Origin of the sequence: Bradyrhizobium sp. 4 (genome assembly GCF_023100905.1) — a bacterium.
In the GTDB taxonomy this organism is placed as follows: Bacteria; Pseudomonadota; Alphaproteobacteria; order Rhizobiales; family Xanthobacteraceae; genus Bradyrhizobium.
Genome location: NZ_CP064686.1, coordinates 428,791 through 453,151, shown reverse-complemented (window position 1 = coordinate 453,151; position 24,361 = coordinate 428,791). Strand labels below are relative to the sequence as shown.

Genomic DNA, 24,361 nt, shown 5'->3' with positions numbered 1-24,361 from the left:
AGCTGGGGATATCCGACAACAAGAATAGGCCGCCACCAGGTGTCAAAGAGCTAGCGTTGCCGCACTAGACAAACAAATGACCTCAGTTGGTGATGACGGCCCACCTTGCGTACTATCGCTGCGATTTACAAACGCTGTATACAGGATTGGATTTTTGCACAGCGTGTACGCGAACGACTCCGATTCATCGAGGTTCAGCGCGGCGAGCTTTAGTGATCCGGAATCATCCGGAGACAGCGCCGCTTCCTCGTTCGGATGCGCGACAAATTACATTACTGTGCCGCTTGACATCAACCGTAGAAAAACGCCGAGCCACTTCGTGGGAAACACCTCCCTCACACAGGGGCTCAGAGAGACCATTTCACTGTTTGACCCACCCCATTGACCCGTGCCGCGCCTCCAGCGCGTTGTAACCATTCACTTTTCCGCACGCTCCGCTTTACCGTTCACAGCGCGACTTCCTACCTATGGTTACTATTCTTTCTTTTCACTCCGTGTGGGGCTCCGCCCTTGGCCTGTTGCACGGCCAGACAATGCGTGGATCACCACACGCTCATGAACACAAAAGGCTAGTCGAACGGAGTACCGTCCGATAGCTTTCGCGTCCATGAGCGTGCACCCCGCCTGTCCTTTACAACAAATTCCATAGGTAGGAAGTCGCGCTGTTCACTGTGCGGCACACTACACAACACGATTCACTTCTCTGCTGCGTACACTCGTGAGACAATTCAACAATGACAGTTCTGGTCTGCAAGTGCGGACACGCGTACACACAGCATCGCAGTGACATCCGCGATCTCTATCGGGGACAATGCACAATGCAATGCTTGTGCAAGAAGTTCGTCCCGAACACCGACAAGCCGCGACCACTCAACTCGCGCATCAATCGCCTGACTTATCGGAAGAAGAGATAACGGACAGCCTATCGAACAACAATTGAACAGCTCTGCTTCGCGAGCAGTCACAATTGTCGTCACGATAGGCTCGCTGTTCACGCCTCGTGTTGCGCACTTCCGTATCTGCGGTACAATTCAAAGATATCAACTAGTACTCTCAAGTGTGTGCGCGCGACTTCCTACTAGTTGGCGTGCGTACACTTGAGAGAAAATACAATGCAAAGAGAGATAAAGTTTCGTGCGTGGGACAAGAAGCAGTCCAAATTATTCACCGTCTCAGACATCCAATTCAACGAAGCGGAGATTGGTGTCTATGTCACCGATCAAAAGACAGAAGCACTGCCATGGGATGAAAATATCATCCTCATGCAATTCACCGGCCTCAAAGACAAGAACGGCAAGGAGGTTTATGAGGGGGATATCGTTTCGACAAACGACGGAGTTAGCTACCCTGTTGATTGGGTAGAAGACCTAGCCGCCTTCAATGTGCAGAAGTACTTCAAGCCTGTGGTCATCGGCAACATCTACGAGAACCCCGAACTCCTCACTGTATGAAAATAGAAGATCAGGTAACCAGCCTCGAACCCTCTCGGAAACTTAGAGATTTGGGAGTGAAGCAGGAGAGTTTGTTTTGGTGGCACCGCGACGGAAGTATCAGGGTGTCAGCCAAGGGTGGATATGCATCGTTCCAAATTCCTGAGAACACCGAGCTTGAAGTGGATGAGCACTGCTCCGCCTTCACCGTCGCAGAGCTTGGGGAGATGCTGAAGAAGTATTCGAAAGACGGCCTGTATGCAGGTCTGAACGGATGTGCGCTTTATGGCGATTGGGAGCAAACAAACGTCGGACGGCGCCGAAAATACATCTACAACGAATTAGCGACTGACAACGAGGCAAATGACCGCGCCAAAATGCTCATCTATCTTATCGAAAATAAACTACTCACCATATGACGAAACTAGATCAGGTGCGAGCCGCGATCATCAAGGCAGTGCCGGAGATTGTGGAGTTGAAGTTTGGGTGTCAGGTGCTTGTCGATGGTGAGGTAATGATTGCGACCTATTGGAACACATCGAATGACAGCCTTGATGTGTATGCGCCAGAGCAACAGGAGCTACTGCACCACACATTCAATCTCTATCCTAAAGAGTACGAAATCCTCGGCCGTCCCATTCGCCTCGCAGATTGCTTGGTGGCGATTGACCAAAGGTGTCGCGGGGATAATTTCGCTACGGTCGCATCAAATGGATGGTTTCATTACGGCGGAACGCGCGCCTTCTGGAACCTCCGTACCGACGATCTATCTCAGCAATCGCCCGAGTGCATCTCCTTTCTGCATGACCTTCTAACGCGGTAGAATTAACTCAGTAGTTCTTTGGTCCCGGACCACCACAGACGCCCAGCCGTCTATCTTTCCACCTCTTACCAAACCGCAAGCAAGGAGATCGAGGGCGGCTGGTCTGTGCTATAATCGTCCTACAATATGCCAAAATGCTGGAAATGCGGAACGACTGAAGACCTACTAGTCAAGGAAGCTCCGAAGCCTACGAACAGATTGAAGAACGTCATCTATGTGTGTCGCCCGTGTAAAAGTCACTTCGTAAAAAAGTGGAAACAGACCGAGGCTGGCAAGGCTGCGGTCAGGCGGTCAGTCTACGGATATATTGCAAGGAACCGTGACAAGCATAATGCCCGGGCGAATGTCAGATACCATTTGAAAAAAGGTCATCTCATTAGGCCAGAGCACTGCGAGGTTGATGGGTGCACTGAAACGAAAATTGACGCGCATCATCAAGATTACTCGCGCAGACTGGATTTGAATTGGCTTTGCCGCATCCATCATTCACAAGTTCACCGTGGTATTCTGAAGCTACACTGATGTGAGTTACGGACGAGAGAAGCTTTAGTGCTTTCGTCCATGGCGCACAAATATCTGATCGGGGCGACCGGTACGGGCAAGAGTACATTGCTCAAACAGTTGATACCCGAGATGGCATTCTGTCTTATTGATAAGCACGGGACTCTGGCTAAAGAGATTGCAGATAGTCGGCCTTGCGTTTTCTGGAAGCCCGCCGATCTATCCCATCCCATCGGTCTCAATCCCCTTCAAGACGTCCATCCCGACGACAGATGGAAGGTGACGGCAGATGTCGTCGCTATTTTCGCCGACGTCTGGAAGCTCGGACCTGAGACGCCTCGGCTTCTATACTACTTGCGAGCTTCTGTGCGGCTTCTGCTCGACAGCCCGAACACAACCTTGTTGGGTATTCGGCGTATTCTTTCTGACAGCACATACAGAGCCCGCCTGGAAAAGAAGTGTACTGATATAGAGACTCGTCAAACATGGACGGAGTTTGCTCAAAAAACGCCGAAACAGCAAGCTGAGGAGATTGGAAGCCTCCAGAACAAAGTGGCTGCCTTCGCTGATCCGCTTCCGCTCCGCTACATACTCGGACAAACCACCACACTGCACATCGACAAAATACTGGAACGCGGCGAGGTGCTGATTTGCGATCTCTCTGGCCTGGGTGATGAACCCGCTGCGCTCATCGGTGCGCTCCTGATCAACTCATTCAAGCAAGCGGCGCAATCAGCGCGGGAACCGAAGCACTACGACCTTTTCATAGATGAATTTCAGTCATTCGGCACATCGACAATTGCCACCATTCTCTCTGAGGCCAGGAAGTGGGGATTGTCACTCACCATCGCTCACCAGTTCATTTCTCAATTAAGTGACGAGGTGCGAGATGCGGTGCTCGGAAATGCTGGCACTCTCATATCGTTTAGGGTCGGTCCCAACGACGCACCGATTATGGGTACAGCAATGGACTGTCATCCCAGTATTCTAATGAACCTTGGGATAGGAGAGTATCGCTTTGTCTCGACACTAAACGGGCGAAGGACGGATGCAACTCTTGCACAGACGGAGGTGGCGGAGTTGGAACGGGGACACTTGCCGAGCAATGTAAGGAATACTGCTGCAAATTTTGGTCGATCGCGGGCTCTTGTGGAAGCGATGCTTTCGAAATCTACTAGTCTGGGCTGGGGGAATTGGCGAAGGAACGGTTAATTAGACTTTTCTTCTTCACCCAGTCGCCACGCTTCTTCAAAAAGTAAATGCGGTGTATGTTCCCTATCCTTGCGGAGAACACGAAAGGTGGCTCCCATGCATTGGATTGCAGTTATTGCTGGCGTCAGCATTATTGGTTTCACTGCATCTGCGCACGCTGACAAGAAAGCGGATCAGGAATATTCCGATAAAATAAATGCGTGGATCTCTGCCAACGATGCCGCTTCGCACGCGGCGGCGCGATATCGGATGGTGGCCTGCGGGGTTCTTGAAGATCCCAAGCAGAAAAAAGTGTGCCAACTAATGTGGGAAACGGTCATCGCCCAACGAAGCGTTGAAAAAGGGATTCTGATTTCGTGGCTTCTCGCGCTTGAGCTTGACCCCGAGTTCCGCGTGATGGTCACGGACAAATACGCTCCGGCCTCCAGGTACAATGTGATACGTGAAGAGACCAACAGAATGGCGGACGAAATCAAGAAAATCTTTCCCGCGCCAAAGGACGCCGTTGCAAAATAGTGAGGAGCCCCGATGCGGCTCGGAAAAAGGACAGCTGATTGCCATTTTGGCAGCTCTTGACCTTGAGCCCAAGCTACGTGTGCTCATTACGGACAGGTTCGCACCTTCTGATAAGTACAATGCGACGAGGGAAGAAGCAAATCGCATGGCCGATGAGCTCAAGAGGATCTATCCAAATGCCAAAGCGTCTGGGAAGTAGCGGTGCTGGGGAAAAGTGGACCCGAAGGGGAATGTAATTGCTATACTTGACGCTATGAACAAACACGCATCAGCGCTCGGAAAGCTTGGCGGCATTGCACGCGCGAAGAAGTTGTCGAAAAGCCGCCGAAAAAGAATCGCCGAAGACGCTGCCGCTGCACGCTGGAAACGGCTATCCCCACATTCACCCGCGCGAGCTTGACGGTAAGCATTCCACGCGTAAAATTGAAACAGGTGGATCAAAGAGGCGGCTGACCTAGGCACCCGACACGGAGTGCATGCATCTACGCCGGTCGCCTCTTCCACTGTTTGATCTTTGAAAACTGAAGTTAGGATTCCCGTCGCGAGTTTGGACGGGGCGATGTATAAACATTTTTTCTTTCGACGGTCGCCCCATCCCAGCTCGTGACGACGGGAGGAAAGTTTGGAGGGGGAGAGACAGCTTGTGTGCCGCTGACATTGCTGAGTGCAACGCACACCGATAACTCAGCTCTCCCTCCCAGCTTTTCTCTCGCATTACAAATATCATCGAGCCTTCAGCTTCCTCCGTCCGTTCACTCGATGACGGCGGGGGCTGAGGGATAAACAAAATAATCATGAATTCATTTATTCAGGGTTCAGTGTGGGTCACTTGTGTATTTATCATCGCCTGCGCCTTCAAGTATCTCGCTTCTTGAATATGGACACCATCTGTCAGAACGAACTCGTCCAATACGCAAAAGATTCCCAACGCTCACTCATGGAATGGAAGCGCCGCAAATATCGCGCGCTCAACATTTCATTCAACGGTAGTCACCTTATCGCGTGGAGTGCTCTGCTCGTGACTGCGCTTACTAGCGTGGCAATTCCGACAGCTCACTTCGTATGAAACTCGAACAACAGGTCTGCAGCCTCGACCTCGCCAAGAAGCTCAAGGAATTGGGAGTGAAGTGGGAGAGTGCATTTTCATGGATAGAGCACGAAGACGGAGAGTGGCGATTATTGCGGTTTGGTATTGAGGGTACAATATGTGTGGCCGCCTTCACCGTCGCGGAGCTTGGCGAAATGATGCCAGGAAACTTCGGTGGCCATTACGTCCTTACTCAGAAAGGTCTCATGGGTAATCGCTACTATTCCACCCTGATGAGACTTCAAGACAGCACTGAGGCGTACAAAATCGAAGAGAAAACCGAAGCCGACGCTCGCGCCAAGATGCTCATCTACGCAATTGAAAACAAACTGATCGAACTCAATACCAGTCTCGCCGCAACAATCGTAGAGGTGGCGGAGGAATTACAAGAACAACAAAAATGATATGGCAGCCTACTTCGAAGGATACAGCACCGTCATTCACTCAATCCCAGCAGAGATTATGAATGACATGATGGAATGCGTTCAAGTCACGAAGACCTACGGCAGTGAAGACAACATCAAAGAGGCAGACCGTGTAGAGGCTTACATCCTGCTCTACAAAAAGACGCTGGCAGACGAACAGGAAAAGTCCGCCCTCTTTGAAAACCTCACCGTCACTCAGGAAGAACAGCTCAAAGAAGCACACGCCAAGAACTACCACGGCACTGACGACGACATGTCAGATGCATACGAAGCTTGGCTCGAAAACCTGACGCTCGACGAACTAAAAGATCGCCTTAAGTAATATGCTCGCCATCAAAACAACAACACAGGTCTTGCGCCGCCTCCTACAACTCAATGGATCACATCGAAAGGGTGACGGAGGATGGCGGCGGGTCGAGGCCGCTACAGGCCAAGGCGACTTTATTAACGGCTACGACGCAGGCGAGCAGATAGGACAAAATTACGAATCTAAAAACTAAACAATATGCAAAACGACAATTGGCTTCCAGAAGGATATGAAGCACCAAAGACAGCGGGAGGAAATTACGCAAAGCTAGAGGACGGCGCTAACAAATTCCGCATCCTCTCAAGTCCTGTTATCGGATTTCTCTATTGGACCAACGACAACAAGCCTACTCGCCTCAAGGCACGCCCTGAGACCCTCCCCGAGGACATCCGTGTACAGAACGGAGTGGCAGACAAGGTGAAGCACTTCTGGGCCTTTGCCGTCTGGAACTACCGCGACAGCAAGGTGCAAATCTTGGAGATCACCCAGGCCTCAATCCAAGGCCCGATAGAAGACCTTGTTACAAATGACGACTGGGGCAATCCGCAGGCCTACGACATCGCCATCACCAAAAAGGGCCAGAAGCTCGACACCGAGTATTCTGTACAGCCGTCTCCGCACAGGGATGTGCCTGTAGAGGCTCAGGCGGCTCTGAGAGCGACGCCAGTCAACCTTGCGGCGCTATTCACAGGTGGCGATCCATTCGCTCCTGTGGACGGGATTACGCGGGAGGACACGCCCTTCAATTAGCTCATGTTTCACGCAAACATCAAAGATCAGAAATTGAACTTTGGCCCCGTTCTTCTCAAGAAGTTCGGGGAATGGTTGCTCGCGAACGACGGCAAGAGGGTAACGATTGAGCTTGAGAAAATCGACCGCACCAACAACCAGAATTCTTACTACTGGCTATACCTCGGCGTGATTGAGCGAGAGACTGGCGAAAATTCCAACGACCTTCACGAATTCTTCAAGCGCAAACTACTGCCGCCAGTGTTCAAGAAAATACGTGGGGAGGAAATCAAACTTCCCGCCTCGACGAAAGACTTGGACAAAATCGCATTCGGAGAATATCTCGACAAGATTTCCGCCCTCACTGAGATTCCATTACCAGACCCCGAAGCTGCGGGTTACATCAGCAACTACGCGAAATGAAAAACAAACTCAGCCAGCTTGAGCGTATCCGTGCTCGCCTCCACGATCGTGGAATGATCACCAGGAATGAATGTCTCAGAAACTTCATCACGCGCTGCGCGGCCCGTATCATCGACCTCGAAAAACAGGACTACGTCTTCCGAACTGAGGAGACCGGTGCGGACTTCATTTATTACCTCGTCAGCATCAATGGTGTCACCTACCTCAATGCCGCCCAGAGAGCACAGATGCTCAAGGAGAATGATGAGAGACTGGCGTGGTTCGATAATTACCAGACGCCAGCAAAGGTATGACCGCCGAACTCCGCGACATGAACAACTGGTGGCCGACCCCGAAAAACTACAGACAGACTGTTAGAGACTCTGCCTTCAACACCGGCTTTCTTTTCAAAGACCGTCGAGGCAAATGGAGGCTCGGGAGCAATAATGCACACGACGCTCATCTCGAGCTCAAAGATCGCTGCTGCTTTGTCGTCCCGGAGAACGCTGGCGGCATCTGCGGGGTCGATGCAATTGGCAGGTTAGAAATCCGGACGGAAAGAGTTAGTCCGATCATCCATCAGCCAGAGACAAAGTTGCTACCGCTCTGTCAACAGCATCGGAACTATTGATAGCAGATAGCTACGCCTAGGTTGATTGCTCAAAATGAGTACGTTACTCAACAGCAGTTCGTTTGTGAACGAACAAAATGATTGAAATTTAATCACTGCGATGCTAAAAGAGGCAGCCGCTGAACCGAGTACTGGCACTCAGCGTTTGAGAGAAGCGTCTTATCCGCACAGCTCCCGCCGCCTTTCATGGCAGGAGCTGCTTGCATGGATACCTCAGTAGTCGTTGTTCTCGTAGTCGAAGACGATCCGCTCATTCACGACATCGTTGGCGAAGCGCTCGTTGATGGTGGCTTCATGGTTGCGCAGGCATCCACGCCAGAAGACGCCCGGGACATGATTGATGCTCCCGACGCTCCGTATCGGGCTTTAGTTACCGACATCAACCTCGCTCCGGGTAAACCAACGGGCTGGGATCTCGCGAGGCGCGCTCGTGAGATAAATTCCGATCTTCCCGTTGTCTACATGACCGGCGACAGCCAAGACCAGTGGGCCACTTACGGTGTGCCCAACAGCGTGTTGATCACAAAGCCCTTCGCTCCCTCGCAAGTGACGACAGCGGTATCACAGCTTCTCAATGCAGCGAGTCCAACGCCTACATGAACGACCAGTACCGGCCGGTACACCGTCCCCTTGTATTTTTACTCACGTAACACATCGGCTTTGACGGGAGTCCAAGCCTCATCTACTGATATTTTATGTCCACGAATCGCACAGATCCGACGAGTGACCTTTTGCGAGCGGCGCATGGGAAGAAATTCGGCACAATCCTTGCCGACCCGCCATGGCAGTTTCAGAACAAGACCGGCAAGATTGCACCCGGGCACAAGCGGCTCGCCCGGTACGACACGATGACACTTGCTGACATCGAGGCTCTCCCCGTTGGCAAGGTTGCGGCCGACACGTCGCATTTGTACCTCTGGGTGCCTAACGCCATGCTGCCAGACGGCCTGCGGGTCATGGAGGCGTGGGGGTTCAAGTACAAGGGAAATATCGTCTGGCACAAAATCCGGAAGGATGGCGGCCCGGACGGGCGTGGTGTCGGGTTCTATTTCCGGAACGTGACCGAGATTCTCCTCTTCGGGGTGCGTGGCAAGAATGCGCGGACGCTTGCGCCCGGCCGCACGCAGGTCAACTTCATGGCGACTCGCAAGCGCGAACACAGCCGCAAGCCCGACGAGCAGTACCCGATTATCGAGAAGTGCTCACCCGGTCCATTCTTCGAGCTCTTCGCACGCGGCCCGCGCAAGGGCTGGACGGTCTGGGGCAACCAGTCCGAGGACTACAAGCTGACATGGAAGACGTACGGCTATAACTCTCAGATCGCCGCAGAGTAGTCACGCTTCCGCCTCTTCCGGCTCGTCCTCCTCCGCTTCCAGCACCTCCTCAAGCGCCTTCTTGCCCTCGTGGAAGGTGACGATCGAATCGGGCATGCCGATCAGCAGCAGCGGGCACGGATTGCCGACGCCGCGATGCACCCGGTCCTCGAGCTTGCGCCAGTGCGTCGTTGCCTCGCCGAATTTATCCTTCACAAATTTGTCGATGAAGGCATCCTGAAAAGTCAGGGGCTTCTTCTTGCGCGTCATCCGCTTATTGATCGCATTGCGCTGTTTTGAAGTCGGCTCGTAGCCCCATTCGCGCAGATCGTCGAACTTCTCGATCTTGCGCTCATCGACAAAACGCCTGACGAGATCGCGCATGTTGCCGTGTAGCGATTTGCCGCGCGTCACGATCACGCCAACCGAAATGGCACCATCGGCGTGCAGACGTTTGTAGTTTTCAAGGTCGCGGTCAAAGAACGGATCTTTGTTGTTCCATTCGATTTCGAGCGCGATTGTGCCAGCATCGAAGTCACGAACGTGATCGATTTCATGCGAGATCGCTTCGCGCTCCTTGCCATTGATGATCTTCTGCACGGTGAACGTGGTCTTCGGCCACTTCAATTCCGTAAGTGCTTTGCGAAGCCGCTGCGTGCCTTTTGACTCGCCACCACCGCCAGCGATGATCTCCTCAATCGGGATCGTCGCATCGATCAGGACCGAGCATAGCTCAGTGAGTGCATCCGGAAAATCAACGGTCAGAATCGCGCTTGCGTGCGAGAGGTACTGAACCTCGAACCCTTTTGCTTGTAGCTCTGCAATCGTCGCCATGGGCGGCGACGGTATCTGATTCGGCCGTGGCGCAATTCGGAAGCGCCAGAATAGCTTGTGGTGCGACCACAACCTGCGGCTCAAAAAATCCGGGCCTGTGAACAGTGGGTACAGCGCTAAATTTCAGCGGAGGATAGGGATTCTTTTCGCTTCCGAATATGTGAGGAATCACTGATGCTTGGCGCAGTTCGAGGCGGTGCTAAGCCCCCCGTTTTCTTCGGCTTTCCACCATATTTAGTATTTGATTCAGGAACTCGCACTAGTTCTTGACGGGCGTAACGCGCGTACCGTACTTTCGATGGAACTGGAAGCAACGAAGCCGCCCCGAGCGGCAAGGCTCAAAGCGGCTTCGAAGTTTTCAGCCTGCCACAAACCCGAGACGGGCAAGGCAGGTCGATGGGTGGATAGACGACTTCATTGAATCGAAGTCCTACCAATCGGTCAAGTCTGTCTCATTCACGAAGGGAGATTTCTCCCTTGCATTATGAACGGAACTAAAATGGCTACTAAGCAATCGTCGAGCAAACTTTCCACCCTTGCATCCAAGGTTCTCAGCGGCGACAAAAAGCCGACCGCTGCTGAATCGAAGAAGCTCGCAGCCTCTGTCTTGTCTCAGGACGAAAAGAAGGGTCAGCGTTAAGTCAGAACGATGCCGGTGGCGACACCGGCATCACCACTGAACGGGTAGTGGCCTGGTGTCCGATCAAGTTCCGGAGAGGTTTGCAACGCTTCAGGAACTTCGTCCAAAGGGCTGGATTGCTCCTTTTCTGTAATGGACAGAGGAGATGTCGATGAAAGCCCTACTGGTATTAGCTGCATTGGGCGCGCTCGCCACGCCCGCACTCGCGGATGAAGTTGGCGTCGGTGTCGGCGTCGGCCCAGTTGGGGCTGGCGTGACTGTTGGTCAAAGCCCCGACCGAGATCGCGATGTTGTTCGTGAACGTGAAACCGTAGTCAGAGAGCACGAGCCTGCCGATCGCACCACCGTCATCAAAAAAGAACATGATGATGGCACCCGCAGCAAAACTATCGTCAAAGAACGAGATTGAGACAAAGGCCCCGCTTCAAAACGGGGCTTTTTCTTACGAGGTTAGTGGCTAGAAAATGGCTAAACCCGACGGGGATTTTAGCTAAACGTTTGAAAAGTCTGGCGATCCCGGCATGACTCGAACATGCGACCTACGGTTTAGGAAACCGTCGCTCTATCCGGCTGAGCTACGGGACCGCGGAACCCGCAGAGCGGGTTACCGGGGCTTCATATCAAAGCGGAGGCGGGATCGGAAGCCCTCACCTCGATCAATGCAAACGCCAGCCGGACAGCCTCACGCCCGGATATTGTTGTCCTTCACCACTTTGCCCCAAGTGGCGACCTGCTTGTCGAAGAAAGTCTTGAAGGCAGGACCATCCTCGAGCAGCAGCGTCATCTGCTGCGTTTCCTTGAGCTGGGCGGCGGTCGCGGGCTCGCTCAGGATCTCCTTGGATGCCGTCGCGAGGCCGGCGACGATGTCCGGCGGCGTGCCCGTGGGCGCGAAGATGCCCCACCAGGCCAGCGTCTCGAAATCCGGGAAGCCTGCCTCGATCGCGGTCGGCGTATCCGGCAGGCCGGGCAGCCGCTCGCGGCCGAGTTGCAGGATCGGGCGCAGCATGTTGGTGCCGAGCTGGGCTGCGACCAGCGCCGCCGATCCCGCGATCAGATCGACATGGCCGCCGAGCACGTCGTTCATCGCGGGGCCACCGCCGCGCTAGGGCACGTGCATGATCTCGACGCCGGCCTTGTTGCCGAGCACGGTCATGGCGAGATGGCCGAGCGTGCCGATGCCGACGGAGGCATATTTCACCGCGCCGGGCGTCGCCTTGCAGGCCGCCACCACGTCGGCAAAGCTCTTGTAGGGACGGCCCGCACCGGCCGCGATCACATATGGCGCGGTGCCGACCAGCAACACCGGCATCAGCTCGCGCTCGACATCGACGGGCGGCTTGTCGAGGATGGAGGGGATCACCGCGTGGGAATCGAAGGTGACCAGGAACGTCGAGCCATCAGGCGGGCTCTTGGCGACCTGCGCCGCACCGAGCGCGCCGGCGGCGCCCGACTTGTTCTCGACGATGACGATGCGGCTGAGCTTGGTTTGCAGATGACTCTGGAGTAGCCGCGCCATCGCATCGGTCGATCCGCCCGGCGGAAACGGCACCACCAGCGTGATTTTTGAAGCCTGCGCCAACGCCGGCGTCATCGCGAGAATAGCCGGCGCTGCGAGCAGCGTCCGTCGTGTGATCGTCATGGTATCCCTCCCCTGTTTTCTCGCGCCCGGCTTTTGCTCTTGGCGCTTTAGGTCTTTCCGAAACCGGATCCCGCTTTTCTGTATTCTGGCCGCGGCGGACTGAAGATGTCCAGCACGCGAGCGCCGTCGGGGCCGGCGCGCATGGTGTGCGGCACGTTGCCGGGCGTGCGCCAGAAATCGCCCTTCTTCACGGCAATCTCCTCATCGCCCTGGACACGGATGGCGGAGCCGTCGAGCAGCACGCCCCATTGCTCCTCGGGATGATGGTGCAGCGTGCCTTGCGCATGCGGCGCCAGGGTCACCACCGACAGCATGGCCTGCTCGCCGGAGAAGATGCGCGTGGTCACGCCTGCCGCGAGCTCGCGAAACAATCCGTCGGCTGTGTCGTCGAGATTGTGGAATTCGTCCTTCTGGCTCACGCCATCCTCCCCTTCTTTTTCTCTGATCAGGATTTGCCATACGAGCCCTGATAACGGCCTTCGCGGATCGCCTTCAGCGTCTCCTCCTCGCGCGCGACCTGGGCGCGCACGGCGTCCAGCAGCGCCGCGGCACCGGCGGCGGCAAACGACACCACGCCGTCCTCGTCGCCGACGACGATGTCGCCGGGCGAGATCACGCTGCCGCCGATCGAAACAGGCACGTTGATCTCGCCGGGGCCGTTCTTGTAGGGGCCGCGGTGGATCACCGCGCGGGCGTAGCAGGGAAAGTCATCGGCCGCGAACGCCGCGACGTCGCGGATCGCGCCGTCGATGACATAGCCTTCGGCTTTGCGCCATTGCGCGATATTCTTCATGATCTCGCCCACCAGCGCGCGGGTCTCATCGCCGCCGCCATCGACCACAATGACGTCGCCGGGGCCCACCAACTCGAGCGCGCGATGGATGGCGAGATTGTCGCCAGGACGGGTGCGGACCGTGAAGGCCGTGCCCACCAGCTTGGCGCCGCGATGATAGGGTTTTAGCCCCACTGCGCCCGGCAGCCGGCCGAGATTGTCCGAAATGACCGAGGTCGGCGCGCCGCGAAAACCCTCGATGATCTCGGCCGGCGGCTTCGGCACGGCGTTCGCAGCGATGGTGATGGTCATGTCCCAAAATCCTTCCGTAATTGTCTTTACTCGGCGTGCGCTCTTTACTCTGCGTCCACCCGCGCCTTCGCCGGCCAAACCCGGAACGCGCGCCCCTCCTTCATCCACGCCGCGCGCTCGTCGCGCAACAGGGTGCGGCGAACTTTACCGGAATCGTCGCGCGGCGGGGCCGTGACGATCTCGAAGCTCTCCGGATGCTTGTAGCGGCTGAGCCGGTCCTTGAGGAAATCCGCCATGCCGTCGGCGATGGCCTGACCGACCGCATCGCCCTCCGGCTCGATGATGGCGTGCACGCGCTGGCCCAATTCCGGATCGGGCAATCCCACCACCACGCAGGAGCGCACGCCCGGACAGGCGGAGACGGCAGCCTCGACCTCGGCGGGATAGATGTTGGCGCCGCCGCGCAGCACCATGTCGGCGAGGCGGTCACCGAGATACAGATAGCCTTCCGCATCGAGCCTGCCGATATCACCCAGCGATTCCCAGCCGTCCGCGCGGCGCTTCGGCTCGGCGCCGAGATAGTGATAGGTGGCATCCTTGCCGTCATTGTTGAGGAAGTAGATCTCGCCGGTCTCGCCCGGCGCAACGTCGTTGCCGTCCTCGCCGATGATGCGCAAGCGCGCCATCTCGCCGATCTTGCCGACCGAGCCCTTGTGCGTCAGCCATTCCGTGCCGGAGATGATGCAGGAGCCCTGCCGCTCGGTACCGCCATAGAGCTCCCAGATTCGCTCGGGCCCGAGCCAGGCGATCCAGTTCTCCTTCAGCCAGGGTGGCATCGGAGCGGCCATGTGGAAGACGGTTTGCAGGCTAGACACATCATAGGCGTTGCGCACGTGCTCCGGCAGCGCCCAGATCCGGTGCATCATGGTGGGCACGAAATTGACCCATTGCACGCGCTCGCGCGCGATTTGCCGCAGCGCCTCCTCGGCATCGAACTTGACGAGGCCGGTGAGCTGGCCGCCGGTGAACAGCGCGTAATGCGACACGATGAACGGCGCATTGTGATAGAGCGGACCGGGATTGAGCAGCGAGACCCCGAAGGGGATGTTGAGCGGCGGCGCGGCGACCGTGTCGGTCACCGCCGGCTGGTGATCGAGGATCACCTTGGGGCGGCCGGTCGATCCGCCGCTGGTCATCGCTTTCCAATAGCGCGTCACCGGTGCGGTGAGCGGCTCGTCCGAAAACCCTTCCGGCACGAAATCCGCGGGCAGACGGTTCGGCGCGTTCCAGTCGGCTTCGCCGCCGACCACCAGCGCCGGCTTCAAGATGTCGAGCACCGCGGCGGCTTCGCCGCGCGGCAGCCGCCATGACAGCGAGGTCGGCGTCGCCCCGCATTTCCACACCGCAAACGAGGTCTCGAAGAACGCATTGCCGTTCGGCAAACCGATCGCGACGAAGTCGCCGGGCCTGACGCCTTTGGCCATGAACGCCCGCGCGCGCCGATTGGCGCCGCGCTCCAGCGCGTCCCATGTCAGCGTATCCTGCCCGTGACGGACGGCGATCGTGCCTTGCGGTTTGCGCTCGGCGTACCAGCGCGGCACGTCGGACAGGGGCAGCAGCATCAGGCGTTTCCACTTCGTCTTCTTGGCGTCGCCGACGAGGCGACCGCAGGATCAAGTGACGCTGTGACTCCCGCGCCACGTCAAGCAAAAAATGTCAGCATCGCAGCCATGAAATTCCCGGGTTCCATGGGTGACAAGCCGGCCATAAAGGGGCAAAAATCAGTCCGACTCAGTTCGGGTTGAGTTTTGCAAGGAATGCTCTCGTAGAATGTCGGACGTAGTTGCATCGCGTCGTGCGGCGCTTGTGGTTGCCGCAGCAGGATTTTTCCTGCTGGCGCCGTCGCATGCCCAGGCACAATGGTGGAAGCGCGCGCCTGTTGACTTCGAGGCCTGCGCCGACGCCGCCGAAAAAGCCACGACCAAATCCGAGAAGACGGCTGCGCTTGCCGACTGCAACGCCAAATTCGCCGGCCGGCGCAAGGCAGGCGGCGGCTATTCCTATTACGATTTCCTCCAGGACCGCACCTTCGATATCGCCGGCCCCAATCCGACGCCGGAGGAGCAGAAGAAGATCGACGAAGCCTACACCGCCTATCTCGCCAATCAGCGCCGCAGCAATGAAGCCGCGCAGGCCACCGCGCGCCAGCAGCGCGAGCAGCAGGAACAACAGGTGCAGCAGCTCCAGCGGGTCGCGTTGCGAACCGAGGTCGAGCGCGTGCCGGTGCCGGTCGAGCGGCCGAAAGTCCAGCAGGCCGCCATCGGCGACGCGCGGCCGCGGCCGAAGGGCGCGCCCTGCACCAAGGGCTCGTTCTCCTGCGAATGGCCGCGGCTGTCGGATGGTTTGAACGACATCAAGAAGCTGTTCAGCCCGACGCCGAGCAAGCCGGCGAAGAAGGGCTGAGTCTCCGCCGTCATTGCGAGCGCAGCGAAGCAATCCAGGGTCTTTCCGCGTGGGGATTCTGGATTGCTTCGCTGCGCTCGCAATGACGGGTGTGATGGAGACCGCGCTTACATCCTCAGTTCGGAGGCTTCTTCTTGCTGCGCTTGGGAGACGCAACGGGCGCATTCGCAGGCGCCGTTGTCGTCGGAGAACTGCCCAATTGCGACCTGCTCTCCTGCAATCGCCTGTCATAGCCGGGAGAGTTCATGACCGTCGGCGGCCGGGCCTCCGCGACCGAGGACGCGGCGCAGAGCACGGCCAACGCGAATCCGATCGTCAGACGACGTTTCATCGTTGCTCCTCCCGTCGCGCAGCCTGAACTCATGCGTTATCCGCGAACCTGCTGCGGCGTCAGCCGCGGTGAGCCCGTGCCCGCGGCCTCAGCCTCTTTGATCAGCGCAACAATGCGGCGCGACAGCGGCACGTCGACATTGTTTTGCTCGGCGAGCGCGATGATCGCGCCCTGGAGATAGTCGATCTCGGTCTTGCGGCCCTGCTTCAAATCCTGCCACATCGAGGAACGCGCCTCGGGATCGATCTTCATGGTCCGTCCCAGGATCAGCTTGAAAATCGGATCAGGCAGTCTCAGCAAGCTGGGCGTCCAGGATGACGGGATCGGCGTCGCCGAGACCGGTGTAATGCCCGCGGCCCTCATCGCAGCCAGCCCCTCCGCCATCTGGTCGGCGAACAGCCTTCGCCAATCGCGGTTCGCCAATTGCGCGGCGAGCGGCATGTCGGACAAGGCGCTGAGCGCGTTGTTCAAATTGATGATCAGCTTGCCCCATTGCACGCCGGTGATGTCGTGGCTCGCGCGCATGGCGAGCCCCGGCACCGACAGCGCTGCGGCCGTGTTCGCGTCGTCTTCGCCAACATGAATGTCGCCGGAGGTCGAGCGGTGGAAGCGGCCCTCGCCCATCCCGACCACGTTGAAAGGCACCATGCCGGCGAGCACGCGGCGGTCGCCGAGGCGCTCGCGCAGCACCGCGACATTGCCGACGCCGTTTTGCAGCGAGACGATGACGGCGTCCTGCGGCGCATGCTGCGCGATCTGGTCGGCGACACCTGCCGTGTCGGCGCTCTTCACCGTGACCAGCACGATGCCGGCGCCGTGAAAGATCGCGGGATCTTCCGACAGCGCGAGACGGCCCGGGTCGAGCTTCGTCTCGGAGCCGTCGAAATCGGTCAGAAGCAGGCCGAACCGCTCGATCTCGGTCTTCACCCGCGGCCGCACCAGGAACGCGACGCGGCGGCCGGCAGCCGCCAAGGTGCCGCCGACGAAACATCCGATGGCGCCTGCGCCGGCCACCACGATCGGTCGATCCGCCATCACCTCGGCTTGCCCCCTTTAACGATCTGCCCTCGATAGCAGAGGCTGTGCCTGCTGCCCATTCCCGCAGTTGCGGCGCAATCGCCTTGTAACCGTCATGACAGCCTCATATGTTTTCGAACGGGGCTTGTTACCGGCAAGAAAACGCCAAAGGAGAACGCCATGGGTTTGCTCGACGTCCTCAACGGCATGCAGAACGGCCCGCGCGGCCCAAGCACGCCGAGTTCACAATCCTCATCCAGCGGCGGCATGTCGCCCATGACCATGGCGCTGCTTGGCCTGCTCGCCTGGAAGGCATTCAAGCATTTGAGCGGCAACCAGAGCGGCAGCGCGCCGCAGCCGTCCCCGGCACCGACGCCGACGCATCTCCCCCCGCCGGTGAATGCGGGCGCTGGCGGCGGCCTCGGTGACCTGTTGAAGGGCGGCCTTGGCGGCCTGCTCGCGGGCGGCGCGGCCGGCAGCGTGCTCAGCGGCGGGCTCGGCGATCTCCTCAACCAGCTCCAGCAGAGCGGTCATGGCGACGCTGCCAATACCTGGGTCGGCAAGGGCGAGAACAAGGCGATCGCACCAGGCGATCTCGCCAATGCGCTCGGCGCCGACCAGATCGAGAGCCTGTCCGCCCAAAGCGGCTTGTCGCGTGACGAGCTGCTCTCGGGTCTCAGCCAGTATCTGCCGCAGGTGGTCGATCATCTGACGCCGGACGGACGGCTGCCGACCGAGCATGAGATCGCGGGCAGAGTCTGATTTAGTTTAGTCAAACGAGGGAAGCACGGACATGAGCATGGGTGGCTTGTTGTGGATCATCGTCGTCGGCTTCGTCGCCGGCCTCATCGCGCGTTGGCTGGCGCCGGGACCGAACAATCCGAGCGGCTTCATCCTCACCACCATCCTCGGCATCGCCGGCGCGTTTCTCGCGACCTTCATCGGCCAGGCCATCGGGCACTACAGTCCCGACCAGGGCGCGGGATTCATCATGGCCACCATCGGCGCCGTGGTGGTGCTGTTCATCTGGCACCGGCTGGTGGCGAGCGGCGTGATCAAGGGGTGACGCGCTAAGGCGTCTGGGGAAAAGGCACACGGCCCCCACATCGTCATTGCGAGGAGCTCTTGCGACGAAGCAATCCAGAGTGTTGCCTTGGAGGCAGTCTGGCTTGCTTCGCTTCGTTCGCAATGACGACTTCACGTCACCAAATGCATGCCCGCATCCATGCGCACGACCTCGCCGGTCATGTTGCTGGAGGCCGGCATCGCCAGGAAGCAGACGAGTTGCGCGATGTCTTCCGCCGATGATGCGACCTTCAGCGGCACCTTGGCCACGACGCTGTCGCGCACTTGCTTGGCGCCCGCCTCGCCACGGCCTTTGGTGAACCAGGGCGTATCGATATAGCCCGGGCATACCGTGTTGACACGGATCAGCGGCGCCAGCGCGCGCGACAGCGACAGCGTCATCGTGTTGAGCGCGCCCTTGCTCGCGGCGTATGCGATCGACGATCCGACGCCGCTGATGCCGGCGACGGAGGAGATGTTGACCACGGCGGACGGCCGCCCAGAGACCTTGGCGCCCGCCTCGAGCAGGCTGCGCGCCGCGCGCACCATCTGGAACGGGCCGATGGTGTTGACGCCGTACAGGCGCTGGAAATCTTCCGCCGACAATCCATCGAGATCGGCATGAGCGACATGCTTGGTGGTGCCGGCATTGTTGACGAGCACGTCGAGCCGGCCCCAGGCGCCAGCTGCCGCAACGATCTTGCGGCAATCGTCATCCTTGGAGACGTCGCCCTGCGCGACCAGAACTTCCGGTGAGCCCGCTTTGCGGCACAGCTCAGCGGTCGCCTCCGCTTCCTTCTGGCTCGAGGAATAGTTGATGACGAGCCGCGCTCCGCTCCGTGCGAGAATTTCCGCGGTCGCAGCACCCAGGCCGGAGGCGGACCCCGTCACGACTGCGCACAAACTGTCCTTTGCCATCCGGATTTCCTTCCCCTTGATTGAGTATCGACATTCTGTTTAGCGAGTTTGCCGCGCCCTGCAAATCGAGCAAACTCCGCTAAGCGGAATTAGCTCATCGCCCATGCCCGCGCCGCAGGTTGACCTGCGATCAGCGCTTGTCAGGGCCATGGCTTTTTCGGATCATCGGGCGCAAGAAGAACCTGCGCGTCCGCCCACGGGGCGGGAAGCGCCAATGGCAAAACACGGGGAACGCTGTGGCGGAGAGTGACAATATCGTCGTCGAGACCGCGGAGAAAATCTTCGCCGATCTCGCCGATCCGCAGACCGTCAACAACGACAAGAAGGATTCATGGCAGGCGCCGCTGTGGCAGGCGCTGAGCGAAGCCGGCCTGCCGTTGGCCTGGGTGCCGGACGATCTCGGCGGCTCCGGCGCGAGCCTTGCCGACGGCTTTGCGCTGTTGAACGCCGCCGGCCGTTTCGCCGTCGCGGTTCCCCTGGCCGAAACCATGCTGGCGGGCTGGCTGCTGGCGCAGGCGAAGATCGCATCCCCCGAAGGGGAGATGACGGTGCTGCCGGCGTCGCCCAAGGATCGCATCACCCGCGACGCCGACGGCGCGCTCTCCGGCCGCGCCCGCGGCGTGCCCTTCGCAAAGGCGGCAAAGCACTTCGCGGTGCTGGCCCACGGCAAGGACGGCGCCTCGATCGCGCTGGTCGATGCGAGCAAGGCTCGGATCGAGACCGGACTCAATGTCGGCTACGACCACAGCGACACCGTCACGCTCAACAAGGTGCAGCCCGTCACCGTCAAGCCCGCCCCGGACGGCTTTGACCAGACCACAATGATGCTGATGGGCGGCGTCGCCCGCAGCCTTCAGATCGCGGGCGCGCTGGAATCGATGCTCGACATCTCCGTGCGCTATTCCAACGAGCGCGTCGCGTTCGAAAAGAAGATCTCGAAATTCCAGGCGGTGCAGCACAATCTCGCCCGCCTCGCCGGCGAGTCGGCTGCTGCCCTTGCCGCGGCGACCTCGGCCGCCGATGCTATCGCCAACGCAAAGTCGTTCGACGACGCGGTCTACCTCGAAGCCGCCTCGGCAAAAATCCGCTGCGCGGAAGCCGCGGAAAAGGGCGGCGCCATCGCGCATCAGGTTCATGGCGCGATCGGCTTCACCTTGGAGCACATCCTGCACCGCTATTCGCTGCGGGCATTGGCCTGGCGCGATGATTTCGGTTCGGAAAGCCACTGGGCCGTCGAGCTCGGCAAGCTCATTGCCAACCGCGGAGCCGACGAATTGTGGCCGCTCGTGGCTTCGCGCTGATCAGGGACGAGACAACAATGACTGCTGCCCTCCGTTTCGATCCGATCCGCCTGCCCGAGAAATGCGAGCAATTGCGCAAGGAAGTGCGCGCCTTCCTCGCGGAGGAAATCGCCGCCGGCACCTTCGATCCGCACAAGCCCAACCGTGAAGACACCGACGCGCCGGAATTTTCTCGCCGGGTCGGCGCCAAGGGTTGGCTCGGCATGACATGGCCGAAAAAATATGGGGGCCAGGAGCGCTCGTTCCTCGAACGTTACGTGGTGACCGAGGAGATGCGCGTCGCCAACGCGCCGACGCGGCGGTTCTTCGTCGCCGACCGCCAGAGCGGGCCGGTTCTGATCAAGTACGCCCCGGAGCACATCAAGATGGACATCCTGCCGCGTATTTGCCGCGGCGAGATCTGCTTCGCGATCGGCATGAGCGAGCCGAACTCCGGCTCGGACCTGTTCGCCGCGAAGACGCGCGCGACCAAGACCGACGGCGGCTATCTCATCAACGGCACCAAGATCTGGACCTCGTCGGCGCATATCGCCGACTACATGATCGCGATCTTCCGGACGTCGCAGCCGACCAACGAAAACCGGCGTCACGGCCTGACCCAGTTCCTGGTCAAGATGAAGCAGCCCGGCATCCAGGTGAACCCGATCGGCCAGATCACCGGCCAGTACGAGTTCAACGAGGTCGTCTTCACGGATTTCTTCGTGCCCGACGATCATGTACTCGGCGAAGTCGACGGCGCCTGGAAGCAGGCCACCAGCGAGCTCGCTTATGAGCGTTCGGGCCCCGAGCGTTTCCTGGAGACCTATTACGTGCTGACCGAGCTGGTTCGCGCTGTCGGCCCCAATCCTGATACCCGCAGTGCCGAAGGCATCGGCCGGCTGGTGGCGCAGCTCCACACCATGCGGCGCATGTCGGTCTCGGTCGCGGGCATGCTGCAAGCCGGCAAGGAGCCGGTCGTTGAAGCCTCCATCGTCAAGGACATCGGCACCGTGTGGGAACAGCAGCTGCCGCACCGCGTGCGCGATCTCGCCGCCTTCGTCGAGGAGACCGCGACCAACCGCGAGACGCTGGAGCGGCAGCTCGACTTCGCCATCAAAACCGCGCCGAAACTCACCATCCAGGGCGGCACCACCGAGGTGCTGCGCGGCATCATCGCCCGCGGGCTTGGTTTGCGCTAATCATTCGAGGACATCATGAGCACTTACAAAGATATCGGCGTCGAGAAAGTTGGTCACGTCGGCACCATCGAAATCCGCCGCCCGCCGCTCAACTTCTTCGACATTTCGCTGATCAACCAGATCGCGGACGCGCTCGACGAGTTCGATCGCGACATCGAGATTCGCGCCTCGGTGCTGTCGGCGCAGGGCAAAGCGTTTTGCGCCGGCGCGAATTTCCAGGATCCGGCACGGCAGGCGCAAGAGGCACGCGAAGCCGACAAGACGGCAAAGGGCGATCCGGCCGACAGCCTCGGGGCGATCAACCATCTCTATATCCAGGCCGTGCGCATCTTCCGCGCCAAGAAGCCGATCGTCGCGGCCGTGCAGGGCGCCGCCATCGGTGGCGGATTGGGCCTCGCGGTCTCGGCGGACTTCCGGGTCACCTGCCCCGAAGCGCGCTTCTCCGCGAACTTTACCAAGCTCGGCTTCCATCCCGGCTTCGGCCTGACCGTGACGCTGCCCGAGCTGATCGGCAAGAACAACGCCGAACTGATGTTCTACACCAGCCGCCGCGTCACCGGGGAGGAAGCCTTCAAATGGGGCCTCGCCAACGAACTGGTGCCGCAGGACCAGGTCAAGGCGGCGGCACTGAAGCTCGCCAGCGAAATCGCCGAATGCTCCCCGCTCGGCCTCGTCTCCACCCGCGCCACGATGCGCGCCGGGTTGGCCGACCGCGTCATGGCGGCGACCAATCACGAGCTCGAGGAGCAGACCCGCCTGCGCGCGACGGAAGACTTCAAGGAAGGCGTGAAAGCCACGGAAGAGCGGCGGACGGCGAATTTCAAGGGCAGGTGATTGCGGCAGGGTCGCGCCGCACGCCCTCTCTCAATCCGTCATCCTGAGGTGCGAGTAGCGCGATGCCTAGCATCGCGCTGGGAGCCTCGAAGGATGAGCGGCCCCGCTGGTGGCCGTCGCCCTTCGAGGCTCGCGCAAGAGGCGAGCACCTCAGGGTGACGGATCACTACCAAGCACTCAACTGACGCGGAACGTCACCCCACCGAGCAAGAACTCGTTGCCCGCCACGGCATGTCCCTTCGCCCTCGCGGCGTGCAACACACCGGCAACATCAGCGACCCGAAACTCCAGCGCGCTCATGATTTCGCTGGCGCCCTCCACGAAGCGGAAGGTCGCGTTGGGCAACTTCAGTTCAGCATCGCCGCTCGGCGCAACGCCGATGATCTTGCCCCAATGCTCGGCCAGCCCTTGCGGATCCGGGCTCTGCATTTCCACGCTCGTCAACGCCTGCGTCACGTCCTTGCGGATGAATTTTTGCCAATTGGGGCCGGCCGGTGGATAGGGTCCCAAAATGTCGTCGCTGCCTTCGGTGTGGTTGAACTCGATGAAGGCGGCGCGGCAGTCGCGGGGATGGAGCTGCACGCCGTGATAGGGCGCGTGGTCGATGACGTTGGCGGTGCGCACGCCCAGCGCGTTGGCGTTACGACCGCGCTCGTCGGGATCGTTACAGCAGAAGATCGCCATGTAGCCGCCGCGCCCGCCGCTCTTCTCGATGAAGCGGCCGGCCGTGGTGCCGTCCTTGAACGGCGCGACCACCTCCAGCAGGATCGTGCCGACCGGCAGCAGCGCGTTCTCCAGGCCGTACTTTGCGACATTGCCGTCGCGGTAGCAGACAGCGAGGCCCATGATATCAGCGATATCGGTGATTACGGGCGCGAGCTGCGGCGCGACCAGGCAGATCTGCCGCAACCGCATATAGGGCGCCATCGTCATGCGCCCTTGAAGGTCGGCTTGCGCTTCTCGACGAACGCCTTGGCGGCCTCCTTGTGATCCTCGGTGTCGCTGCAGCGGGTGTGGTGGATCGCCTCGCCGTCGAAGCAATCCTCCAGCGCCAGATGCTCGGCATTGTTGATGTTGCGCTTGATGAAGCCGAGCGCGATCGAGGGCCCTTGCGCCAGCGACAGTGCGAGCTCGTGCGCGGCCGCGTCGATCTCGGCGTCGGGGACGACCTTCGTCACCATGCCGATCGCATGCGCTTCCCTCGCGGAAAGCACCGGCGAGGTCAAATAGAGCTCGCGCGCCCGCGCGCTGCCGAGCAGCTGGGTGAGGAAATAGGTGCCGCCGTAATCGCCGGAGAAGCCGACCTTTGCGAACGCGGTGGTGATCTTGCAGGATTCGGAGGCGACGCGGAGGTCGCACGACAGCGCCATCGACAGACCCGCGCCGGCGGCAGCGCCGTCGAGCTGCGCCACCACGGGTTTTGGCATCTGGTGCAGGATGCGCGACACCTCCATGCCGCGGCGCAGGTTCGCCATCTTCACTTCGAACGGCAGCGGCGCCCGGCCCTCGGCCATCGACTTGACGTCGCCGCCGACGCAGAAGCTGCCGCCCGCGCCCTTGAACAAGACCGCACGCACCTCCGGATCATCAGCCGCGCGCCGTGCCGCCACGACCAGCCCGGCGACCATGTCCGGGTTGAGCGCGTTCTTCCGCTCGGGCCGGTTCATGGTGATGGTGAGCAGCCCGCCTTCGAGCTTCTGCAGGACCATGTCGTTCATGGGACGTCTCCCTTGCTGTTGTT

Annotated in this window: 28 protein-coding genes, 1 tRNA gene and 1 pseudogene; 19 read left to right on the top strand and 11 right to left on the bottom strand. The window is 59.4% G+C overall.

Features of this window, described 5'->3' with window-relative positions:
* Positions 1–1,112: 1,112 nt before the first annotated feature.
* The 12 genes from IVB45_RS02175 to IVB45_RS02120 all read left to right on the top strand — a co-directional run bounded on the left by IVB45_RS02175 (position 1,113) and on the right by IVB45_RS02120 (position 9,397).
* Positions 1,113–1,451 (top strand): YopX family protein, encoded by a 339-nt coding sequence (locus tag IVB45_RS02175; RefSeq protein WP_247807556.1) that lies wholly within the window; start codon positions 1,113–1,115, stop codon positions 1,449–1,451.
* 56 nt (positions 1,452–1,507) lie between these two features.
* Positions 1,508–1,849: a hypothetical protein gene (locus tag IVB45_RS02170; protein WP_247807555.1), complete on the top strand. Its 342-nt coding sequence runs from the start codon at positions 1,508–1,510 to the stop codon at positions 1,847–1,849.
* On the top strand, positions 1,846–2,253 hold the full coding sequence (locus IVB45_RS02165; RefSeq protein ID WP_247807554.1) for a hypothetical protein: 408 nt from the start codon (positions 1,846–1,848) through the stop codon (positions 2,251–2,253). The genes IVB45_RS02170 and IVB45_RS02165 overlap by 4 nt, the downstream gene beginning before the upstream one ends.
* Before the next feature lie 561 nt (positions 2,254–2,814).
* On the top strand, positions 2,815–3,966 hold the full coding sequence (locus IVB45_RS02160) for a type IV secretory system conjugative DNA transfer family protein (protein ID WP_247807553.1): 1,152 nt from the start codon (positions 2,815–2,817) through the stop codon (positions 3,964–3,966).
* Between the two features lie 96 nt (positions 3,967–4,062).
* Positions 4,063–4,482, top strand: coding sequence for a hypothetical protein (locus IVB45_RS02155; RefSeq protein ID WP_247807552.1), 420 nt, complete (start codon positions 4,063–4,065; stop codon positions 4,480–4,482).
* A gap of 1,062 nt (positions 4,483–5,544) precedes the next feature.
* Positions 5,545–5,973 carry a hypothetical protein gene (locus IVB45_RS02150; protein ID WP_247807551.1) on the top strand — a complete coding sequence of 143 codons (429 nt, stop codon included), beginning with the start codon at positions 5,545–5,547 and terminating at the stop codon, positions 5,971–5,973.
* 1 nt (position 5,974) lies between these two features.
* Positions 5,975–6,316 (top strand): hypothetical protein, encoded by a 342-nt coding sequence (locus IVB45_RS02145; protein WP_247807550.1) that lies wholly within the window; start codon positions 5,975–5,977, stop codon positions 6,314–6,316.
* A gap of 183 nt (positions 6,317–6,499) precedes the next feature.
* Positions 6,500–7,051 (top strand): hypothetical protein, encoded by a 552-nt coding sequence (locus IVB45_RS02140; protein ID WP_247807549.1) that lies wholly within the window; start codon positions 6,500–6,502, stop codon positions 7,049–7,051.
* 3 nt (positions 7,052–7,054) lie between these two features.
* On the top strand, positions 7,055–7,453 hold the full coding sequence (locus IVB45_RS02135) for a hypothetical protein (RefSeq protein ID WP_247807548.1): 399 nt from the start codon (positions 7,055–7,057) through the stop codon (positions 7,451–7,453).
* A complete protein-coding gene (locus IVB45_RS02130) occupies positions 7,450–7,746 on the top strand; it encodes a helix-turn-helix domain-containing protein (protein WP_247807547.1) in 297 nt (98 codons plus the stop codon). The genes IVB45_RS02135 and IVB45_RS02130 overlap by 4 nt, the downstream gene beginning before the upstream one ends.
* Positions 7,747–8,267: 521 nt before the next feature.
* Positions 8,268–8,663 (top strand): response regulator, encoded by a 396-nt coding sequence (locus IVB45_RS02125; RefSeq protein WP_247807546.1) that lies wholly within the window; start codon positions 8,268–8,270, stop codon positions 8,661–8,663.
* Positions 8,664–8,758: 95 nt separating this feature from the next.
* A complete protein-coding gene (locus IVB45_RS02120; protein ID WP_247807545.1) occupies positions 8,759–9,397 on the top strand; it encodes an MT-A70 family methyltransferase in 639 nt (212 codons plus the stop codon).
* Here IVB45_RS02120 and IVB45_RS02115 read toward each other — a convergent pair whose 3' ends face one another.
* On the bottom strand, positions 9,398–10,210 hold the full coding sequence (locus IVB45_RS02115; protein ID WP_247807544.1) for a BglII/BstYI family type II restriction endonuclease: 813 nt from the start codon (positions 10,208–10,210) through the stop codon (positions 9,398–9,400).
* Positions 10,211–11,001: 791 nt separating this feature from the next.
* Between IVB45_RS02115 and IVB45_RS02110 the strand changes: the two genes are divergently transcribed.
* Entirely contained in the window at positions 11,002–11,259 is a 258-nt protein-coding gene (locus IVB45_RS02110) for a hypothetical protein (protein ID WP_247807543.1), read from the top strand.
* A gap of 99 nt (positions 11,260–11,358) precedes the next feature.
* Here the strand turns inward: IVB45_RS02110 and IVB45_RS02105 are convergent.
* The 5 genes and pseudogenes from IVB45_RS02105 to IVB45_RS02085 form a co-directional block, all read right to left on the bottom strand.
* Positions 11,359–11,435 (bottom strand) — tRNA-Arg (locus IVB45_RS02105).
* Between the two features lie 97 nt (positions 11,436–11,532).
* A pseudogene (locus IVB45_RS02100) lies at positions 11,533–12,366 on the bottom strand (tripartite tricarboxylate transporter substrate-binding protein).
* A 170-nt stretch (positions 12,367–12,536) separates the two neighbouring features.
* Positions 12,537–12,908, bottom strand: coding sequence for a cupin domain-containing protein (locus IVB45_RS02095; RefSeq protein WP_247363024.1), 372 nt, complete (start codon positions 12,906–12,908; stop codon positions 12,537–12,539).
* Positions 12,909–12,934: 26 nt separating this feature from the next.
* Entirely contained in the window at positions 12,935–13,573 is a 639-nt protein-coding gene (locus IVB45_RS02090; protein WP_007604635.1) for an RraA family protein, read from the bottom strand.
* Between the two features lie 44 nt (positions 13,574–13,617).
* On the bottom strand, positions 13,618–15,135 hold the full coding sequence (locus IVB45_RS02085) for an AMP-binding protein (protein WP_247363026.1): 1,518 nt from the start codon (positions 15,133–15,135) through the stop codon (positions 13,618–13,620).
* 208 nt (positions 15,136–15,343) lie between these two features.
* Between IVB45_RS02085 and IVB45_RS02080 the strand changes: the two genes are divergently transcribed.
* Positions 15,344–15,976: a hypothetical protein gene (locus IVB45_RS02080; protein ID WP_007599309.1), complete on the top strand. Its 633-nt coding sequence runs from the start codon at positions 15,344–15,346 to the stop codon at positions 15,974–15,976.
* 115 nt (positions 15,977–16,091) lie between these two features.
* Here IVB45_RS02080 and IVB45_RS02075 read toward each other — a convergent pair whose 3' ends face one another.
* Both IVB45_RS02075 and IVB45_RS02070 read right to left on the bottom strand, forming a co-directional pair.
* Positions 16,092–16,307: a hypothetical protein gene (locus tag IVB45_RS02075; protein WP_247363028.1), complete on the bottom strand. Its 216-nt coding sequence runs from the start codon at positions 16,305–16,307 to the stop codon at positions 16,092–16,094.
* 36 nt (positions 16,308–16,343) lie between these two features.
* Positions 16,344–17,345, bottom strand: a complete 1,002-nt coding sequence (locus tag IVB45_RS02070) for a 2-dehydropantoate 2-reductase (protein ID WP_247363029.1) — start codon at positions 17,343–17,345, stop codon at positions 16,344–16,346.
* Between the two features lie 159 nt (positions 17,346–17,504).
* Between IVB45_RS02070 and IVB45_RS02065 the strand changes: the two genes are divergently transcribed.
* Positions 17,505–18,086 (top strand): YidB family protein, encoded by a 582-nt coding sequence (locus IVB45_RS02065; protein WP_247363031.1) that lies wholly within the window; start codon positions 17,505–17,507, stop codon positions 18,084–18,086.
* 31 nt (positions 18,087–18,117) lie between these two features.
* On the top strand, positions 18,118–18,390 hold the full coding sequence (locus IVB45_RS02060) for a GlsB/YeaQ/YmgE family stress response membrane protein (RefSeq protein WP_196236584.1): 273 nt from the start codon (positions 18,118–18,120) through the stop codon (positions 18,388–18,390).
* A gap of 131 nt (positions 18,391–18,521) precedes the next feature.
* On the opposite strand, the gene IVB45_RS02055 is transcribed toward IVB45_RS02060, so the two are convergent.
* Positions 18,522–19,307: an SDR family oxidoreductase gene (locus IVB45_RS02055; protein ID WP_247363032.1), complete on the bottom strand. Its 786-nt coding sequence runs from the start codon at positions 19,305–19,307 to the stop codon at positions 18,522–18,524.
* A 236-nt stretch (positions 19,308–19,543) separates the two neighbouring features.
* Here IVB45_RS02055 and IVB45_RS02050 point away from each other — a divergent pair, with 236 nt between their 5' ends.
* From IVB45_RS02050 to IVB45_RS02040, 3 genes are read left to right on the top strand one after another with little or no spacing between them, the layout of a single operon-like run.
* Positions 19,544–20,608 (top strand): acyl-CoA dehydrogenase family protein, encoded by a 1,065-nt coding sequence (locus IVB45_RS02050; RefSeq protein WP_247283054.1) that lies wholly within the window; start codon positions 19,544–19,546, stop codon positions 20,606–20,608.
* Between the two features lie 17 nt (positions 20,609–20,625).
* On the top strand, positions 20,626–21,786 hold the full coding sequence (locus IVB45_RS02045) for an acyl-CoA dehydrogenase family protein (RefSeq protein ID WP_027567948.1): 1,161 nt from the start codon (positions 20,626–20,628) through the stop codon (positions 21,784–21,786).
* Between the two features lie 15 nt (positions 21,787–21,801).
* On the top strand, positions 21,802–22,620 hold the full coding sequence (locus tag IVB45_RS02040) for an enoyl-CoA hydratase/isomerase family protein (protein ID WP_027567949.1): 819 nt from the start codon (positions 21,802–21,804) through the stop codon (positions 22,618–22,620).
* 177 nt (positions 22,621–22,797) lie between these two features.
* Here the strand turns inward: IVB45_RS02040 and IVB45_RS02035 are convergent, their stop codons facing one another.
* A complete protein-coding gene (locus IVB45_RS02035; RefSeq protein ID WP_027567950.1) occupies positions 22,798–23,547 on the bottom strand; it encodes a hypothetical protein in 750 nt (249 codons plus the stop codon).
* Positions 23,548–23,549: 2 nt separating this feature from the next.
* Positions 23,550–24,338, bottom strand: a complete 789-nt coding sequence (locus IVB45_RS02030; RefSeq protein ID WP_027567951.1) for an enoyl-CoA hydratase — start codon at positions 24,336–24,338, stop codon at positions 23,550–23,552.
* Between the last annotated feature and the right edge of the window lie 23 nt (positions 24,339–24,361).

Bases quoted from the DNA above. Each gene is read 5' to 3' on its own strand.
- IVB45_RS02175 (WP_247807556.1), top strand. From the start codon at position 1,113: ATGCAAAGAGAGATAAAGTTTCGTGCGTGGGACAAGAAGCAGTCCAAA.
- IVB45_RS02165 (WP_247807554.1), top strand. From the start codon at position 1,846: ATGACGAAACTAGATCAGGTGCGAGCCGCGATCATCAAGGCAGTGCCG.
- IVB45_RS02160 (WP_247807553.1), top strand. From the start codon at position 2,815: ATGGCGCACAAATATCTGATCGGGGCGACCGGTACGGGCAAGAGTACA.
- IVB45_RS02155 (WP_247807552.1), top strand. From the start codon at position 4,063: ATGCATTGGATTGCAGTTATTGCTGGCGTCAGCATTATTGGTTTCACT.
- IVB45_RS02150 (WP_247807551.1), top strand. From the start codon at position 5,545: ATGAAACTCGAACAACAGGTCTGCAGCCTCGACCTCGCCAAGAAGCTC.
- IVB45_RS02145 (WP_247807550.1), top strand. From the start codon at position 5,975: ATGGCAGCCTACTTCGAAGGATACAGCACCGTCATTCACTCAATCCCA.
- IVB45_RS02140 (WP_247807549.1), top strand. From the start codon at position 6,500: ATGCAAAACGACAATTGGCTTCCAGAAGGATATGAAGCACCAAAGACA.
- IVB45_RS02135 (WP_247807548.1), top strand. From the start codon at position 7,055: ATGTTTCACGCAAACATCAAAGATCAGAAATTGAACTTTGGCCCCGTT.
- IVB45_RS02130 (WP_247807547.1), top strand. From the start codon at position 7,450: ATGAAAAACAAACTCAGCCAGCTTGAGCGTATCCGTGCTCGCCTCCAC.
- IVB45_RS02125 (WP_247807546.1), top strand. From the start codon at position 8,268: ATGGATACCTCAGTAGTCGTTGTTCTCGTAGTCGAAGACGATCCGCTC.
- IVB45_RS02120 (WP_247807545.1), top strand. From the start codon at position 8,759: ATGTCCACGAATCGCACAGATCCGACGAGTGACCTTTTGCGAGCGGCG.
- IVB45_RS02115 (WP_247807544.1), bottom strand. From the start codon at position 10,210: ATGGCGACGATTGCAGAGCTACAAGCAAAAGGGTTCGAGGTTCAGTAC.
- IVB45_RS02110 (WP_247807543.1), top strand. From the start codon at position 11,002: ATGAAAGCCCTACTGGTATTAGCTGCATTGGGCGCGCTCGCCACGCCC.
- IVB45_RS02090 (WP_007604635.1), bottom strand. From the start codon at position 13,573: ATGACCATCACCATCGCTGCGAACGCCGTGCCGAAGCCGCCGGCCGAG.
- IVB45_RS02085 (WP_247363026.1), bottom strand. From the start codon at position 15,135: ATGCTGCTGCCCCTGTCCGACGTGCCGCGCTGGTACGCCGAGCGCAAA.
- IVB45_RS02080 (WP_007599309.1), top strand. From the start codon at position 15,344: ATGTCGGACGTAGTTGCATCGCGTCGTGCGGCGCTTGTGGTTGCCGCA.
- IVB45_RS02075 (WP_247363028.1), bottom strand. From the start codon at position 16,307: ATGAAACGTCGTCTGACGATCGGATTCGCGTTGGCCGTGCTCTGCGCC.
- IVB45_RS02065 (WP_247363031.1), top strand. From the start codon at position 17,505: ATGGGTTTGCTCGACGTCCTCAACGGCATGCAGAACGGCCCGCGCGGC.
- IVB45_RS02060 (WP_196236584.1), top strand. From the start codon at position 18,118: ATGAGCATGGGTGGCTTGTTGTGGATCATCGTCGTCGGCTTCGTCGCC.
- IVB45_RS02055 (WP_247363032.1), bottom strand. From the start codon at position 19,307: ATGGCAAAGGACAGTTTGTGCGCAGTCGTGACGGGGTCCGCCTCCGGC.
- IVB45_RS02045 (WP_027567948.1), top strand. From the start codon at position 20,626: ATGACTGCTGCCCTCCGTTTCGATCCGATCCGCCTGCCCGAGAAATGC.
- IVB45_RS02040 (WP_027567949.1), top strand. From the start codon at position 21,802: ATGAGCACTTACAAAGATATCGGCGTCGAGAAAGTTGGTCACGTCGGC.
- IVB45_RS02035 (WP_027567950.1), bottom strand. From the start codon at position 23,547: ATGGCGCCCTATATGCGGTTGCGGCAGATCTGCCTGGTCGCGCCGCAG.
- IVB45_RS02030 (WP_027567951.1), bottom strand. From the start codon at position 24,338: ATGAACGACATGGTCCTGCAGAAGCTCGAAGGCGGGCTGCTCACCATC.